This is a genomic window from Pusillimonas sp. T2 (assembly GCF_002236805.1).
Classification (GTDB): domain Bacteria; phylum Pseudomonadota; class Gammaproteobacteria; order Burkholderiales; family Burkholderiaceae_B; genus Neopusillimonas.
The window spans coordinates 1-16,350 of record NZ_NIQA01000020.1 but is presented as its reverse complement, the minus strand read 5'-3'; the positions used below and the strand labels follow the sequence as shown (position 1 = coordinate 16,350).

The following is a 16,350-nucleotide window of genomic DNA, read 5'->3' as shown; positions in this document are numbered from 1 at the left end:
TCAAACTTACCTTTTGCCATGTCTTATCCTATGAGTATTCAAGGAAACAAAAAATTTATCCTGCCCACAACATGTGGGCAGGGACTGCATTACTTGCTGCGCGCGCTAACGACTTCGTCAGCAACGTTCTTTGGAGCTTCAGCGTAGTGCTTGAACTCCATCGTGTAGGTTGCGCGACCCTGGGTTTGCGAACGCAAACTGGTTGCATAACCAAACATCTCGGCCAGGGGTACTTCAGCCTTGATAATCTTGCCACCGCCGACCATGTCGTCCATGCCCTGAACCATACCGCGGCGTGAGGACAAGTCGCCCATTACCGTACCAGCATAGTCTTCGGGTGTTTCGACTTCGACAGCCATCATGGGCTCGAGCAGCACTGGGCTGGCCTTGCGCATACCGTCTTTGAACGCCATCGACGCTGCCATACGGAAAGCGTTTTCGTTCGAGTCAACGTCGTGGTACGAACCGAAGAACAACGTGACTTTGACGTCGACGACCGGGTAACCCGCGATAACACCTGCAGGCAGGGTTTCTTGAATACCGCGATCGACTGCGGGGATGTATTCGCGAGGAACCACACCGCCCTTGATGGCGTCGACGAACTCGTAACCACCGCCAGGAGGCAGGGGCTCGAGCTTGAGGACAACGTGACCGTACTGACCACGACCACCCGACTGCTTGACGAATTTACCTTCGATTTCGTCGCAGGTTTTGCGAATCGTTTCGCGGTAGGCCACCTGAGGCTTACCAACGTTGGCTTCAACACCAAACTCGCGCTTGAGGCGGTCGACGATGATGTCGAGGTGCAGCTCGCCCATACCCGAAATAATGGTTTGACCCGATTCTTCGTCTGTGCGAACACGGAACGAAGGATCTTCTTGGGCCAGACGCGACAGGGCCAGACCCATTTTTTCCTGGTCGGCTTTGGTTTTGGGTTCGACGGCCTGCGAAATAACGGGCTCTGGGAACTCCATGCGCTCGAGAACGACATGATTGTCGATATCGCACAAGGTTTCGCCAGTAGTAACGTCTTTCAGACCTACGACCGCAGCGATGTCGCCTGCAACCACTTCTTTGATTTCAGAACGGTTGTTGGAGTGCATCTGCAAGATACGACCGATACGCTCTTTTTTGCCTTTAACCGAGTTGAATACGGTGTCACCCGAGTTAAGGATCCCCGAGTACACACGGATAAAGGTCAGCTGACCAACGAACGGATCGGTCATGAGCTTGAACGCCAAGGCGGACATCGGGGCCTTGTCGTCGGCAGGACGGGTGACGGCATTACCGTCGTCGTCTTGACCTTCGACCGGAGGAATGTCGACAGGCGATGGCAGGTAATCAATAACAGCGTCGAGCATGCGCTGAACGCCTTTGTTTTTGAAGGCCGTACCGCACAACATGGGCTGGATTTCGCAAGCGATAGTACGCAGACGCAAACCTTTCTGAATCTCTTCTTCGGTCAGCTCACCGGTTTCGAGATACTTGTTCATCAGGTCTTCGTTGGCTTCAGCAGCCGACTCAACCAGCTTCTCGCGCCACTCGTTGGAGATTTCAACGAGATCGGCGGGAATGTCGATGTACTCGAACTTCATGCCCTGGCTGGCCTCATCCCAGATGATGCCCTTCATTTTGATCAGGTCAACAACACCCTTGAACTCGTCTTCGGCGCCAATAGGTACCACGATAGGCACGGGATTAGCTTTCAGACGTGTTTTGAGGTGGTCGTAAACCTTGAAGAAGTTTGCGCCGGTGCGGTCCATTTTGTTGACGAAGGCAAGACGGGGTACACCGTACTTGTTAGCCTGACGCCATACCGTTTCGGACTGAGGCTGAACGCCGCCCACCGCGCAATACACCATGCAGGCGCCGTCGAGCACACGCATGGAACGTTCTACTTCAATAGTGAAGTCAACGTGGCCCGGGGTGTCGATAACGTTAATACGGTGCTCGGGGTAGTTGTTGCCCATACCACTCCAGAAGGCCGTTGTTGCGGCCGAGGTAATGGTAATACCGCGTTCCTGCTCTTGCTCCATCCAGTCCATCGTTGCGGCGCCGTCGTGCACCTCGCCGATTTTGTGGCTGACGCCTGTATAGAACAGAATGCGTTCGCTGGTAGTGGTTTTACCAGCGTCGATGTGTGCAGAGATACCGATGTTACGGTAGCGCTGGATTGGGGTTTTACGGGCCATTTGTGTGTCCTTTGATTACCAACGGAAATGGCTAAAGGCTTTGTTAGCCTCGGCCATTTTGTGCGTGTCTTCGCGTTTCTTCATTGCGGCGCCACGACCTTCGGAAGCGTCGAGCAATTCGCCGGCCAGGCGCAGATCCATCGATTTTTCACCACGCTTTTTGGCTGCTTCACGCAACCAGCGCATGGCCAGTGCCAGGCGGCGCACAGGGCGCACTTCAACTGGAACCTGATAGTTCGCGCCACCGACACGGCGGCTTTTTACTTCGACGATAGGCTTGATGTTGTTGATGGCGGTATTGAAGACCTCGATAGGCTCTTTGCCAGTTTTGGCCTGAATCTGGTCAAGCGCGCCGTAAATAATACGTTCGGCGACGGCTTTTTTACCGGACAACATAACAACGTTCATGAACTTGGCGAGCTCTACGCTACCGAATTTAGGATCGGGCAGAATCTCACGTTTGGGTACTTCGCGACGACGAGGCATTTTAATATTTCCTTGTGACAGTTCAGTTGTACCGTGCCTTTGCACGGCCCTGGCCATTTATTCAAAATGACCACTTACATGCCATGGCATGGTTGCCACAGCTGCACTGAGTGGGCCAACGATGTGGCCAATAATTTACTTACCAGCTTTGGGGCGCTTGGCGCCGTATTTCGAGCGAGCCTGCTTGCGGTCTTTAACGCCTTGCAGGTCGAGCGAACCACGGACGATGTGGTAACGCACACCAGGCAAGTCTTTTACACGACCACCACGCACCAGAACGACCGAGTGTTCTTGCAGGTTGTGACCTTCACCGCCGATATACGAAATGACTTCGAAACCGTTGGTAAGACGTACCTTGGCGACTTTACGCAAAGCCGAGTTAGGTTTTTTAGGGGTTGTGGTGTACACACGAGTGCACACGCCACGGCGCTGGGGGCAGTTTTCAAGAGCAGGGCTCTTGCTCTTGGCGCGAGTGGCTTCGCGCGGTTTACGCACGAGTTGGCTAATGGTTGGCATGACCTTAACGCGTCCTTTTGATGTACTTGCGTACGATTTACGTTGTGAATCTCAAAGCGGCAGGCCGCTTTGATGCGATATTTGGCAGCGCCCAAAAAATCAAGGGCGGTTTATACAAAACCGCCCCAACGCATACACAAACGTAAAAGAGCGGGTCTTGCAGTACCCGGACTGCCGATGCACAGGCCTTGACAAATAAAATATTACTGGCGCGCCAAGGCTAGGCAAATTTTCCGGATAGCTTGCCACTGTAGCACAAGCTTAGGGAAAACGTCAATATGCACAGGTATGGCTTACGTGCGCGCAAACAACGTAAACAACTCTTTTGAATCAACGACGTTACCGAACTGCTGAACGATGTTTTCAAGGGCACTTCGGTGCTCTTCGTCGGACAATGAAGCGCAACAATCGGACAACATGACGACCTTGAAGTCGAGCATCATGGCGTCTCGTGCTGTTGATTCGCAGCACACGTTGGTTTTGGTGCCTGCAATCAGAATTGTGTCAATGCCACGACTGCGCAAAACACGCTCTAGTGACGACGAGCCCGGAATAAGTGCGCTGTATCGATTCTTGACGATCGTAATGTCGCCTTCTTTGGTTTGAAGCTCGGTGTACACGGCCTGATTCGTAGGTGCATTGGCCTGCAGCGTACGCTCACGAATGTCACCGGCAACAATATGGTTGTAAAACATATCCCAGTCGGAATATTCGCCATACGATTCGTTGGCATGCAACACCCAGATCACAGGCACACCAAGCTCACGCAATTTTGGCGTTAACGCGTTCAAATTGGGAACAATACCCCGCGACGCCGCAACTTCCGCCGGGCTACCTTCGGCGCAAAAAGTGTTTTGCATATCGATAACGACCAGCGCGGTTTTAGCTGGGTCGATGCTTGGATGCATGTGAATGCGGCCGCGTCTTTTCATGACGCGTTCGATAATTTCGGGGCGAATATCAATTTGATGCACGAGCTTGTCTCCTTGTGAAAAAAACCCTACCGGCTTGCGCCGGCAGGGTTAGGTAGTTTACTTGCCGGGGTACACGACCCCGGCTTGCAACGGCAACTTATTCTTCGTTACCGTCTTGCACTTCGTTGTTGTCGACGCTGTCAGCTTCAGGAGCGGACTCTACCGTGACCGGTGCATCTTCAAACGGGTTGGCCATCACACGAGCGGCCTGGCGTTCAGCCTCTTCGTGCTTCTCTTTGGCTTTACGCGCCATGTGGTAGGACATGCCGGTACCGGCAGGAATCAGACGACCCACAATGACGTTTTCTTTCAGGCCACGCAGCTCGTCGCGCTTGCCCATAATGGCAGCCTCGGTAAGCACGCGGGTGGTTTCCTGGAAGGACGCCGCAGAAATGAACGAATCGGTCGACAGCGAGGCCTTGGTAATACCCAGCAATACGTTGTCGTATGTCGCGGGGATCTTGCCGTCGGCTTCCATGCGATCGTTTTCGTTAAGCAGTTCGGAACGCTCGACCTGTTCGCCGTTGATGAAGCTGGTATCGCCTGAGTCAACGATGTTCACACGACGCAACATCTGGCGAACAATCACTTCGATGTGCTTGTCGTTGATCTTTACGCCCTGCAAACGGTAAACGTCCTGCACTTCGTTCACGATGTATGTGGCCAAACGCTCGATGCCTTGCAGACGCAGAATGTCGTGCGGATCGGACGGACCATCAACAATCATTTCGCCTTTGTTAACGACCTGGCCGTCGTGCACCAGCACCTGTTTTTCTTTTGGAATCAGGAACTCGTGGCTGACGCCGTCCATGTCGGTAATGACCAGACGTTGCTTGCCCTTGGTGTCTTTACCGAACGAGACCGTACCAGTGATGTCGGCCAACATACCAGCATCTTTGGGTGAACGGGCTTCGAACAGTTCAGCCACACGGGGCAGACCACCGGTAATGTCGCGGGTCTTCTGCGATTCTTGGGGAATACGCGCAAGAACTTCACCCACACTAACCTGCTGGCCATCGCGAACCGTGATCAGAGCGCCGACCGGGAACGAAATATTGACCGAATGATCGGTACCTGCGATTTTGATTTCGTCGCCGGCTTCGTTCAGCAGCTTGATCTGCGGACGCATCATGGTCTTGCCGCCACGCGTTTTCGGCGTGATGACAACCAGCGTCGACAAGCCCGTGACTTCGTCTACCTGCTTGGCAACCGTAGCACCTTCTTCGATATTCTCGAAGCGCACCGAACCGGCGTACTCGGAGATGATCGGACGGGTCAGCGGATCCCAGGTGGCCAGACGCTCGCCAGCCTTGACTTCGGCACCGTCGGCAACCACCAGCGTAGCGCCATAAGGAATCTTGTGACGTTCGCGCTCACGACGGTTGTCGTCAAAAATCAGGATTTCGCCCGAACGGGAAATCGCGACACGTTCGCCTTTGGCGTTGGTGACGTAGCGCATTGACACGCCAAACGAGACCGTACCGGCGGCTTTGGTCTCGACCGAGCTGGCCATGGCTGCGCGCGATGCCGCACCACCAATGTGGAAGGTACGCATCGTCAGCTGTGTACCGGGTTCACCGATAGACTGCGCTGCAATAACACCGACGGCTTCGCCGCGGTTGACCAAGCTGCCGCGACCCAAGTCTCGACCATAGCAGTGTGCGCAAAGGCCGCGACGAGTTTCGCAGGTTAGCGGTGTACGAATCTTGACTTCGTCGACACCCAGGCTGTCGATCATTTCGACCAGGTCTTCGTCGAGCAAGGTACCGGCAGGAATCGCCGTTTCTTGGGTGTCGGGGTTGACAATATCGGCAGCCGCAACACGACCCAGAATACGCTCGCGCAGGGGTTCAATAACCTCACCACCCTCGACCAAAGCCTTCATGGTGTAACCACTGGTGGTACCGCAATCGGTTTCTGTGATGACCAGATCTTGGGTCACGTCGACCAGACGGCGGGTCAGGTAACCCGAGTTAGCGGTTTTAAGCGCTGTGTCGGCCAGACCTTTACGTGCACCGTGCGTTGAAATGAAATACTGCAGTACGTTCAGGCCTTCGCGGAAGTTGGCTGTAATCGGCGTTTCGATAATCGAACCGTCGGGCTTGGCCATCAGGCCACGCATACCGGCCAACTGACGAATCTGGGCTGCGGAACCCCGCGCACCGGAGTCAGCCATCATGTAGATGGAGTTGAACGATTCCTGGCGCACTTCGTTACCGTGACGGTCGATGACCGGCTCGGTTGCGAGCTGTTCCATCATGGCTTTGCCGACCTTGTCGCCGGCCTTGCCCCAGATGTCGACCACGTTGTTGTAACGCTCTTGCGCGGTCACTAGACCCGACGAGTACTGCTTATCGATGTCTTTGACTTCAGAGCTGGCCTGCGCCAGGATCTCTTCTTTGACGGTCGGGATGACCATGTCGTTCATGGCGATAGAAATACCGCCACGGGTTGCCAGGCGGAAGCCGGACTGCATGAGTTTGTCGGCAAAAATTACCGTAGCACGCAAGCCGCAACGACGGAACGACTGGTTAATGAGACGCGAAATCTCTTTCTTCTTCAGCGCGCGGTTCAGGGAGGTGAACGGCAGGCCTTTCGGGAGAATTTCAGACAACAAGGCGCGTCCCACGGTGGTTTCGTGGCGCTTCAGCACGGGCGTGAACTCACCTGTGGCATCTTTTTCGTATTCGTAAAGACGCACGGTAATACGCGTTTGAAGCTCGACCTCACCATTGTCGTAAGCACGTTGCACTTCGCTGACATCGGCGAAGAACATGCCTTCGCCCTTGCCATTGATACGTTCACGCGTCGTGTAATACAGACCCAACACGATATCTTGCGACGGTACGATGGACGGCTCGCCGTTGGCAGGGAACAATACGTTGTTCGAGGCCAGCATGAGTGTACGGGCTTCGAGCTGAGCTTCGAGCGACAGCGGCACGTGAACGGCCATCTGGTCACCGTCGAAGTCGGCGTTGAACGCCGCGCAAACCAGCGGGTGCAACTGAATGGCCTTACCTTCAATCAGTACAGGCTCGAACGCCTGAATACCCAAACGGTGCAGCGTAGGCGCACGGTTGAGCATGACGGGGTGTTCACGAATGACTTCTTCGAGAATATCCCATACGACAGGTTCCTGGCTTTCGACCAGCTTCTTCGCCGCCTTGATGGTTGTTGCCAAACCCATCATTTCGAGGCGATTGAAAATGAAAGGCTTAAACAGCTCGAGCGCCATCAGCTTGGGCAAACCACACTGATGCAGCTTGAGTTGCGGGCCCACCACAATCACCGAACGACCCGAGTAGTCGACACGCTTACCGAGCAAGTTCTGACGGAAACGACCGCTCTTGCCTTTGATCATGTCGGCCAGCGACTTGAGCTGACGCTTGTTGGCGCCAGTCATGGCTTTACCGCGACGGCCGTTATCGAGCAGCGAGTCGACAGACTCTTGCAGCATACGTTTTTCGTTGCGCAAAATGATGTCGGGCGCTTTCAGTTCGAGCAGGCGCTTGAGGCGGTTGTTACGGTTGATGACGCGACGATAAAGATCGTTCAGGTCGGAGGTCGCGAAGCGACCGCCGTCGAGCGGCACCAGCGGGCGCAAATCGGGCGGCAATACCGGCAGCACTTCCATGATCATCCAGTCGGGTTTGATCCCCGATTTCTGGAAACCTTCGATCACTTTAAGGCGCTTCGAGATTTTTTTGATTTTGGCATCGGAACTGGTTGCTTTCAGTTCGGCACGCAAGGTATCGACCTCACGATCGATGTCGATAGTGCGAAGTAATTCGCGAACAGCTTCAGCACCCATCAGGGCATGGAAGTCGTCGCCGTACTCTTCTGTTTTAGCCAGGTAGTCGTCGTCGGACATGATCTGACCGCGCTTGAGCGGTGTCATGCCGGGTTCGATAACGCACCATGCTTCGAAGTACAACACACGTTCGATATCGCGCAGGGTCATGTCGAGGACCATGCCCAAACGCGACGGCAGGCTCTTCAGGAACCAGATGTGCGCAACCGGGCTGGCCAGTTCGATGTGGCCCATGCGCTCGCGACGCACTTTGGCGACGGTGACTTCGACGCCGCACTTTTCGCAAATGACGCCGCGATGCTTCAGGCGTTTGTATTTACCGCACAAGCATTCGTAGTCTTTGATGGGACCAAAAATCTTGGCGCAGAACAAACCGTCACGCTCGGGCTTGAACGTCCGGTAGTTGATGGTTTCGGGTTTACGGACTTCGCCGTAAGACCACGAACGCACCTTCTCGGGCGATGCAATGCCGATTTTGATGGCGTCGAATTGCTCGTCTTGCGAGACTTGTTTAAATAGGTCGAGTAGCGCTTTCATTAGTTACGCTCCAAATCCATGTCCAGCGACAAAGATCGAATTTCTTTGACCAGAACGTTGAACGACTCTGGCATGCCTGCGTCGATGACGTGATCACCCTTGACGATGTTCTCGTAGACCTTAGTACGGCCTGTGATGTCATCGGACTTGACGGTGAGCATTTCTTGCAGCGTGTACGAGGCGCCATAAGCTTCAAGCGCCCAGACCTCCATCTCACCGAAACGCTGACCACCGAACTGGGCTTTACCGCCCAACGGCTGTTGCGTGACCAGAGAGTACGGGCCGGTAGAACGTGCGTGCATCTTGTCGTCAACCAAGTGGTGCAGCTTGAGATAGTGCATGTACCCAACAGTGACAGGACGTTCGAATTGTTCGCCGGTGCGGCCGTCGGTCAGCCAGGCTTGCGTACGGTTAGACGCCAGCTTCAGGTTCTCGGCGATATCGTCCGGATAGGCCAGTTCGAGCATCTTGGCGATTTCTTCTTCGGTGGCACCGTCGAATACCGGTGTTGCCAACGGCACACCATTCTTCAGGTTACGCGCCATTTCGACGATTTCGTCATCGGTCAGCTCATCGAGGTTAGCCGATGCGCCTGTCGAGTTGTAGACCTTTTCGAGGAACGCGCGGATATCTTTAGCTTGAGCGGATTTCTCGGCATCGAGCATTTCGGCAATACGATGTCCAAGACCTTTCGCCGCCCAACCCAAGTGAACCTCAAGCACCTGACCCACGTTCATACGCGAAGGTACGCCCAGCGGGTTCAGCACGATGTCTGCGGGGGTGCCGTCGGCCATGTGCGGCATGTCTTCGACGGGGGTGATGCGCGAGACAACACCTTTGTTACCGTGACGACCGGCCATCTTGTCGCCAGGCTGCAGGCGACGTTTGACGGCAAGGTAAACCTTGATCATCTTCAGTACACCGGGTGGCAGCTCGTCGCCTTGCGTAAGTTTTTTACGCTTTTCTTCAAAGGCCAGGTCGAATTGGTGACGCTTCTGCTCGAGCGACTCTTTAGCTTGTTCGAGGACAACCGCGTCGGACTCATCGGCCAGACGGATGTCGAACCACTGCCAACGATCGAGATCATGCAGGTATTCTGCAGTAAGCACCGTGCCTTTGGCCAGCTTGCGCGGACCGCCGTTGACGGTTTTGCCAACCAAGAATTTCTCGATACGGTCGAACGTGTCTTTTTCGACAATACGCAGCTGGTCATTCAGGTCTTGACGATAGCGGCGCAATTCGTCGTCGATAATCGACTGGGCGCGCTTGTCGCGCTCGATGCCTTCACGCGTGAATACCTGGACGTCGATAACCGTACCGACCATACCCGAGGGCACACGCAACGAGGTGTCTTTAACATCGGACGCTTTCTCGCCGAAAATGGCGCGCAGCAGTTTTTCTTCAGGCGTGAGTTGGGTTTCGCCTTTAGGCGTGACCTTACCCACCAGCACGTCATCGGCGCGAACTTCGGCACCAATGTGAACAATGCCCGAATCGTCAAGACGATTCAATTGAATTTCGGGCAAGTTGCTGATGTCGCGTGTGATTTCTTCAGCACCCAGCTTGGTATCGCGTGCGACAACGGTCAGCTCTTCGATGTGAATCGATGTGTAGCGATCGTCAGCAACCACTTTTTCGGAGATCAGAATCGAGTCTTCGAAGTTGTAGCCGTTCCAGGGCATGAACGCGATCAGCATGTTCTGACCCAAGGCCAATTCGCCCAGGTCGGTAGATGCGCCGTCGGCCAGAACGTCACCACGCGCAACGAGATCGCCTTGCTTGACGATAGGGCGCTGGTTGATGTTGGTGTTCTGGTTAGAACGGGTGTACTTGATGAGGTTGTAGATGTCGACACCTACTTCACCGGCGACGTTTTCGTCGTCGTTGACGCGAATAACGACACGCTCAGCATCGACGTGATCAACGATACCGCCACGCAGGGCCTGTACGGTTGTACCCGAGTCGACGGCAACCGTGCGCTCGATACCGGTACCGACCAACGTTTTTTCAGGACGCAGGCAGGGGACGGCCTGACGCTGCATGTTGGCGCCCATCAGTGCGCGGTTGGCGTCGTCGTGCTCGAGGAACGGAATAAGCGACGCGGCGACCGACACGATCTGCGAAGGCGCAACGTCCATGTAGTGAACGTTGTCGGGTGACGTCAGCATGGTTTCGCCGGCCTGACGGCAAGCGACCAGATCGCTGACGAAGCGGCCTTCGGGGTCGAGTTCGGCGTTAGCCTGCGCAATGACGTAGTTGCTTTCTTCGATAGCCGACAAGTAGTCGATTTGATCGGAGACCTTGCCATCGATAATTTTGCGATAGGGCGTTTCGAGGAAGCCGTATTCGTTAAGGCGGGCGTACAACGCCATCGAGTTGATCAGACCGATGTTCGGGCCTTCAGGTGTCTCGATGGGGCACACGCGACCATAGTGCGTGGGGTGCACGTCGCGCACTTCAAAGCCGGCGCGTTCGCGTGTAAGACCGCCGGGGCCCAATGCCGAAACACGACGCTTGTGCGTGATTTCGGACAAGGGGTTGGTTTGGTCCATGAACTGCGACAGCTGGCTGGAGCCGAAGAACTCTTTGATAGCCGCAGAAATAGGCTTCGAGTTGATCAGGTCGTGCGGCATGAGGTTTTCTGTCTCGGCCTGGCCCAGACGCTCTTTGACCGCACGCTCGACACGTACCAAACCGGCACGGAACTGGTTTTCGGCCAGTTCGCCCACACAACGCACACGACGATTACCCAAGTGATCGATGTCATCGATCTGCCCACGGCCGTTACGCAGCTCGACCAACACCTTGATAGTTTCAAGGATGTCTTCGTTGGTCAGGGTGAGCGGACCGGTGTTGTCGTCGCCACGACCCAGTCGGCTGTTGACCTTCATACGGCCAACACGCGACAAGTCGTAGGTTTCTTCGCTATAGAACAAGCGCTGGAACAAGGCTTCGACAGCTTCTTCGGTTGGCGGCTCGCCAGGACGCATCATGCGGTAGATGGCGACGCGCGCAGCCATTTGATCGGCGGTGTCGTCAGTGCGCAGGGTTTGCGAAATGTACGGACCACGGTCAAGGTCGTTGATGTACAGCGTTTCGATTTCGCTGATACCCGCGGCACGCAAGTCGGCCATGATGGTTTCAGTGATTTCGTCGTTGGCTTTAGCAATGACTTCGCCTGTATCGGGGCTGATGACGTTCTTGGCCAGAACACGGCCGTAGAAGAAGTCTTCGGGTACCGAAACGTGCTCGACGTTAGCCGCCTGCAATTCGCGCAGGTGCTTGACGTTGATGCGTTTGTCTTTCTCGACAATGACCTTGCCACTACGGTCTGTGATATCGAAACGAGCAACTTCGCCTTTCCAGCGCTCGGGAACGAAATCGAGCAAACCGCCTTCGCTCTTGACAGTGAAACGGTCGAAGTCGAAGAAATAAGCCAGGATGTCTTCGGCTGTCATGCCAATGGCTTTCAGCAAGATAGACACGGGCATCTTGCGACGACGGTCGACGCGGAAGAACAGAACGTCTTTGGGGTCGAATTCGAAGTCGAGCCAGGAACCACGGTAAGGAATGACCCGTGCCGAGAACAGCAACTTGCCAGAACTATGGGTTTTACCGCGATCGTGCTCGAAGAACACGCCGGGCGAACGGTGCAGCTGCGAAACGATGACACGCTCGGTGCCATTGATCACAAACGAACCCGTGTCGGTCATGAGCGGAATTTCGCCCATGTAGACTTCTTGTTCTTTGACTTCTTTGATCGTCGGCTTGCTGACTTCGCGGTCCATCAGGACCAGACGTACTTTGGCGCGCAGGGGCGACGCATAGGTCAGGCCACGCAGCTGGCACTCTTTAACGTCGAAGACGGGTTCGCCCAGCACATAGCTGACGAACTCGAGGCGTGCCATTTGATTGTGGCTGACGATGGGGAAAATGGAGGTAAAGGCGGCCTGAAGGCCTTCATCTTTGCGCTGGGATGAGGGGGTATCCGCTTGCAAAAATGTTAAGAATGATTGCAGTTGAGTCGCCAGAAGGTAGGGAACGTCTTGAACGTCCTCACGTTTGGCGAAGCTCTTACGTATGCGCTTTTTTTCGGTATACGAATAAGGCATGAGCACTCCGACTCGAGGGGGTTACATGGGCCGTCAACCACGGCCTGGTTTACGACTCTAGAGAACCCTACTTAAGAGCAATTACGGCGCTCAAATAAGGGTTTTCTGGAAACGCAAAAGCCCGGGAAGGCCAAAACCTACCCGGGCAAGAGCAGCAAGTATTACTTGAGCTCGACCTTAGCACCAGCTTCTTCAAGCTTGGCTTTGGCGGCGTCAGCGTCAGCCTTGGCTGCAGCTTCTTTAACTGTCTTAGGAGCGCCGTCAACCAGATCTTTGGCTTCTTTCAGGCCCAGACCGGTGATTTCGCGGACAGCTTTAATAACTGCAACTTTGTTCGCGCCAACGTCAGCAAGGACGACGTCGAACTCAGTTTTTTCTTCAGCGGCGGCAGCGCCACCAGCTGCAGGTGCAGCAACAGCGACAGCAGCTGCAGCAGCCGATACGCCGAATTTTTCTTCCATTTCCTTGATCAGCTCGGACAGTTCGAGCACGGTCAGGTTAGCAACCGCGTCAAGGATTTCTGTTTTGCTCAATGCCATTTTTAGAACTCCAAATTTAAATATATGCCAGGGTTGGGTATCGCTGTGTCTTTCGACGAAATTCCAAAAAGCTTACGCAGCTTCTTTTTGATCGCGAACGGCCGCCAGGCCGCGTACGAATTTGGTTGGAACTTCGTTGAGCGTACGCACAAATTGCGTGACAGGGGCTTGCATGGTACCCATAAGTTTCGCCAACAGCTCGTCGCGGGACGGCAGTGTGGCCAAGGCCATAACGCCATCGACGCTCAGGACGTTATCGGGCAGCGAACCACCTTTGATAACGAGCTTGTCGTTGGTTTTAGCGAAACTGGCGAGTACTTTTGCAGCCGCGACTGGATCTGTACTGATACCGTAAATAAGGGGACCAGTAAGACCTGCCGACATGCCTTCGAAAGGCGTACCGGCGACGGCGCGGCGAACCAGCGTGTTTTTGAGAACACGCAGATACACACCCGACTCACGCGCTTGTTTGCGCAATACGGTGACGGCAGCGACGTCCAGACCACGGTACTCTGCTGTAACAATCGATTGAGCTTTGGCTACTTGAGCCGCGACTTCTTCGATTACTACCGCTTTCTCTTTACGATTGAGACTCACGGTTTGAACACTCCATCTAATGACACCTGGGACGGTCCCGGGCGTCTACCGAATGCGGCGCTCCTGGTCGAGTTCTTAAACAACAAGAATTCTTCCATGGGCGCCGTCTGCGCTGGATACAAACCGGACGAACCAGTTTGCGATTAAGCCCTTAGCGATTACAACGTGCCGTGGGCTCCAGCGGTCTTTGACAGCAACACCCGGGGAAACCGGGTGCAGCCCAAAGTTCTGTTTTGCTGTCGGCGCTTAAGCCGCCAGCGAGGCGATTTCGACGCGAGCACCGCCGCCCATCGTGGACGAGACGGCAACTTTGCGAAGATAAATGCCTTTAGCTGCTGCAGGACGTGCTTTGTTCAGAGCGTCGATCAGTGCAGCCAAGTTGGTTTGCAGCTGCTCGACTTCGAAGGAAGCGCGACCAATTGTTGCGTGGATGATACCGGCTTTGTCGGTACGGTACTGTACCTGACCTGCTTTGGCGTTTTTAACAGCTTGAGCAACGTCGGGCGTAACTGTGCCAACTTTAGGGTTAGGCATCAGGCCGCGAGGACCGAGCACTTGACCCAAGGCACCAACGATACGCATCGTGTCGGGCGAAGCAATAACAACGTCAAAGTCGATGTTACCGGCTTTGATCGAGTCTGCGAGGTCTTCCATACCGACGATGTCGGCGCCGGCTGCTTTTGCAGCTTCGGCTTTTTCGCCTTGGGCGAAAACGGCGACGCGCATTGTTTTACCAGTGCCGGCGGGCAGAACTACCGAGCCACGGACGAGCTGGTCGGATTTCTTAGGATCGATACCGAGTTGGACGGCGACGTCGATTGACTCGTTGAACTTGGCGGTGGCTGTTTCTTTGACGAGTGCCAGAGCTTCGTTAACGGCATAAAGCTTAGTGCGATCGATTTTTGCCTTGATCGCGGCGGCGCGTTTACCAAGTTTGGCCATGGTTATACCCCTTCAACCGTAATGCCCATACTGCGGGCGCTACCTGCGATAGTACGAACAGCGGCGTCGAGATCGGCTGCTGTCAGGTCAGGCATTTTGGTTTTTGCAATTTCTTCAGCCTGTTCGCGCGTCAGTTTGCCTACTTTGTCGGCGTTAGGACGTGCGGAACCTTTTTGAACGCCAGAAGCTTTCTTGATGAGGACGGCCGCAGGCGGCGTCTTCATGATGAATGTAAAGCTCTTGTCGGCGTAGGCAGTAATTACGACGGGGATAGGCAGGCCGGGTTCAAGGTTCTGCGTTTGCGCATTAAACGCTTTGCAGAATTCCATGATGTTCAGGCCGCGCTGACCCAGTGCGGGACCGACTGGGGGTGAGGGGTTAGCCTTACCAGCTGGGATTTGCAGCTTGATAAAGCCGACGATTTTTTTCGCCATGCTAAGCTCCTTGCGGGTACATACGCCGTTGTTGCATAAACAGACGGCTCCCCGGGGTTAAAAACTCAGGTCTTTTCGACCTGACCAAAATCGAGTTCGACAGGTGTTGCACGCCCGAAAATAGTGACGGACACACGTACCTTACTTTTCTCGTAGTTAACTTCTTCGACGTTGCCGTTAAAGTCGGCAAACGGACCTTCTTTGACGCGGACCATTTCGCCCACTTCAAACAGAATTTTTGGTTTTGGCTTCTCGACGCCTTCTTCCATTTGTGAAAGAATTTTCTCGACTTCGCGCTCGGAGATAGGTGCAGGGCGGTTACCTGAACCACCTAAAAAGCCGGTGACACGATTGGTGTTTTTCACCAAGTGCCAAGTGTCATCTGTGAGCTCCATTTCGACCAGGACATAGCCTGGGAAAATACGACGCTCGGTGATGGACTTTTTACCGCCTTTGACCTCGAGAACTTCTTCGGAGGGAACGAGAATGCGACCAAACTTGTCTTCAAGACCTGCGCGCTCGATGCGTTCAACGAGCGCACGATGGACGCTTTTTTCCATGCCCGAATAGACATGGACGACATACCAGCGTTTACTCACGTTTTACCTCCAGCCCAGCAGCAGGCCGTAAATGGCCCAGCCCAGGATCTTGTCGGTAACCCACAGCATGATGCCCATGACAGTGACAAAGGCGAACACAATGCCCGTCATTTGCATGGCTTCTTTGCGGGTTGGCCAAATTACGCGCTTGAGCTCGCCGTAGGAGTCGCGACCAAAGCTGATGGTGCGACGGCCGGGCTCGGACGACCATGCTACAAAAGCAGCGATGACCAGGCTGGCGATAAAGATGGCGACACGAACTACCGTGGGTTGGTTGTCAAGTACCGAAAACGCAACAATCCCGGCAACAATGATAAGTACTGACAGGGTTAGTTTGACCCGGTCCAGTGTGCTGCTTACGGTTTCTACGTTGGTATTTGACATATTAGTTTGTGGCGTTTGGCAGGGGCAGTAGGAATCGAACCTACAACCTTCGGTTTTGGAGACCGACGCTCTGCCAATTGAGCTATACCCCTAAACCCTGTCAAACGTGCGGGCCAATGCCCGCAGCGCTTAAACGATACTGGCAGCAGGCATGACCCGACTGCCAAAATACTACTACTAAAATTTAGGCAATAATTTTAGCAACAACACCGGCGCCGACGGTACGG

12 protein-coding genes and 1 tRNA gene are annotated in these 16,350 nt (G+C 54.6%); all 13 read right to left on the bottom strand.

Annotation, left to right across the window (positions count from 1 at the left end; translation table 11 throughout):
- Window positions 1–89: 89 nt before the first annotated feature.
- The 13 genes from fusA to PuT2_RS15240 all read right to left on the bottom strand — a co-directional run bounded on the left by fusA (window position 90) and on the right by PuT2_RS15240 (window position 16,215).
- A complete protein-coding gene (gene fusA, locus PuT2_RS15300) occupies window positions 90–2,192 on the bottom strand; it encodes an elongation factor G (protein WP_093971864.1) in 2,103 nt (700 codons plus the stop codon).
- A gap of 15 nt (window positions 2,193–2,207) precedes the next feature.
- Window positions 2,208–2,678 carry a 30S ribosomal protein S7 gene (gene rpsG / locus PuT2_RS15295; protein ID WP_093971863.1) on the bottom strand — a complete coding sequence of 157 codons (471 nt, stop codon included), beginning with the start codon at window positions 2,676–2,678 and terminating at the stop codon, window positions 2,208–2,210.
- Between the two features lie 135 nt (window positions 2,679–2,813).
- A complete protein-coding gene (rpsL, locus tag PuT2_RS15290) occupies window positions 2,814–3,194 on the bottom strand; it encodes a 30S ribosomal protein S12 (RefSeq protein WP_093971862.1) in 381 nt (126 codons plus the stop codon).
- 293 nt (window positions 3,195–3,487) lie between these two features.
- A complete protein-coding gene (locus PuT2_RS15285) occupies window positions 3,488–4,168 on the bottom strand; it encodes an isochorismatase family protein (RefSeq protein WP_254047033.1) in 681 nt (226 codons plus the stop codon).
- Between the two features lie 97 nt (window positions 4,169–4,265).
- A complete protein-coding gene (gene rpoC, locus PuT2_RS15280) occupies window positions 4,266–8,516 on the bottom strand; it encodes a DNA-directed RNA polymerase subunit beta' (protein WP_093971861.1) in 4,251 nt (1,416 codons plus the stop codon).
- Window positions 8,516–12,628, bottom strand: a complete 4,113-nt coding sequence (gene rpoB, locus PuT2_RS15275; RefSeq protein ID WP_093971860.1) for a DNA-directed RNA polymerase subunit beta — start codon at window positions 12,626–12,628, stop codon at window positions 8,516–8,518. Before rpoB ends, rpoC begins: the two co-directional genes overlap by 1 nt.
- A gap of 161 nt (window positions 12,629–12,789) precedes the next feature.
- A complete protein-coding gene (gene rplL, locus PuT2_RS15270; RefSeq protein ID WP_093971859.1) occupies window positions 12,790–13,167 on the bottom strand; it encodes a 50S ribosomal protein L7/L12 in 378 nt (125 codons plus the stop codon).
- A gap of 72 nt (window positions 13,168–13,239) precedes the next feature.
- Window positions 13,240–13,764, bottom strand: coding sequence for a 50S ribosomal protein L10 (gene rplJ, locus PuT2_RS15265; RefSeq protein ID WP_093971858.1), 525 nt, complete (start codon window positions 13,762–13,764; stop codon window positions 13,240–13,242).
- Window positions 13,765–14,010: 246 nt separating this feature from the next.
- Complete coding sequence (rplA, locus tag PuT2_RS15260; RefSeq protein WP_093971857.1) at window positions 14,011–14,706, bottom strand: 50S ribosomal protein L1; 696 nt, start codon at window positions 14,704–14,706, stop codon at window positions 14,011–14,013.
- A 2-nt stretch (window positions 14,707–14,708) separates the two neighbouring features.
- Window positions 14,709–15,140 carry a 50S ribosomal protein L11 gene (gene rplK / locus PuT2_RS15255; protein WP_093971856.1) on the bottom strand — a complete coding sequence of 144 codons (432 nt, stop codon included), beginning with the start codon at window positions 15,138–15,140 and terminating at the stop codon, window positions 14,709–14,711.
- A 65-nt stretch (window positions 15,141–15,205) separates the two neighbouring features.
- Window positions 15,206–15,739 (bottom strand): transcription termination/antitermination protein NusG, encoded by a 534-nt coding sequence (gene nusG, locus PuT2_RS15250; RefSeq protein WP_093971855.1) that lies wholly within the window; start codon window positions 15,737–15,739, stop codon window positions 15,206–15,208.
- A gap of 3 nt (window positions 15,740–15,742) precedes the next feature.
- Complete coding sequence (gene secE, locus PuT2_RS15245; protein WP_093971854.1) at window positions 15,743–16,123, bottom strand: preprotein translocase subunit SecE; 381 nt, start codon at window positions 16,121–16,123, stop codon at window positions 15,743–15,745.
- Between the two features lie 16 nt (window positions 16,124–16,139).
- Window positions 16,140–16,215 (bottom strand) — tRNA-Trp (locus tag PuT2_RS15240).
- Between the last annotated feature and the right edge of the window lie 135 nt (window positions 16,216–16,350).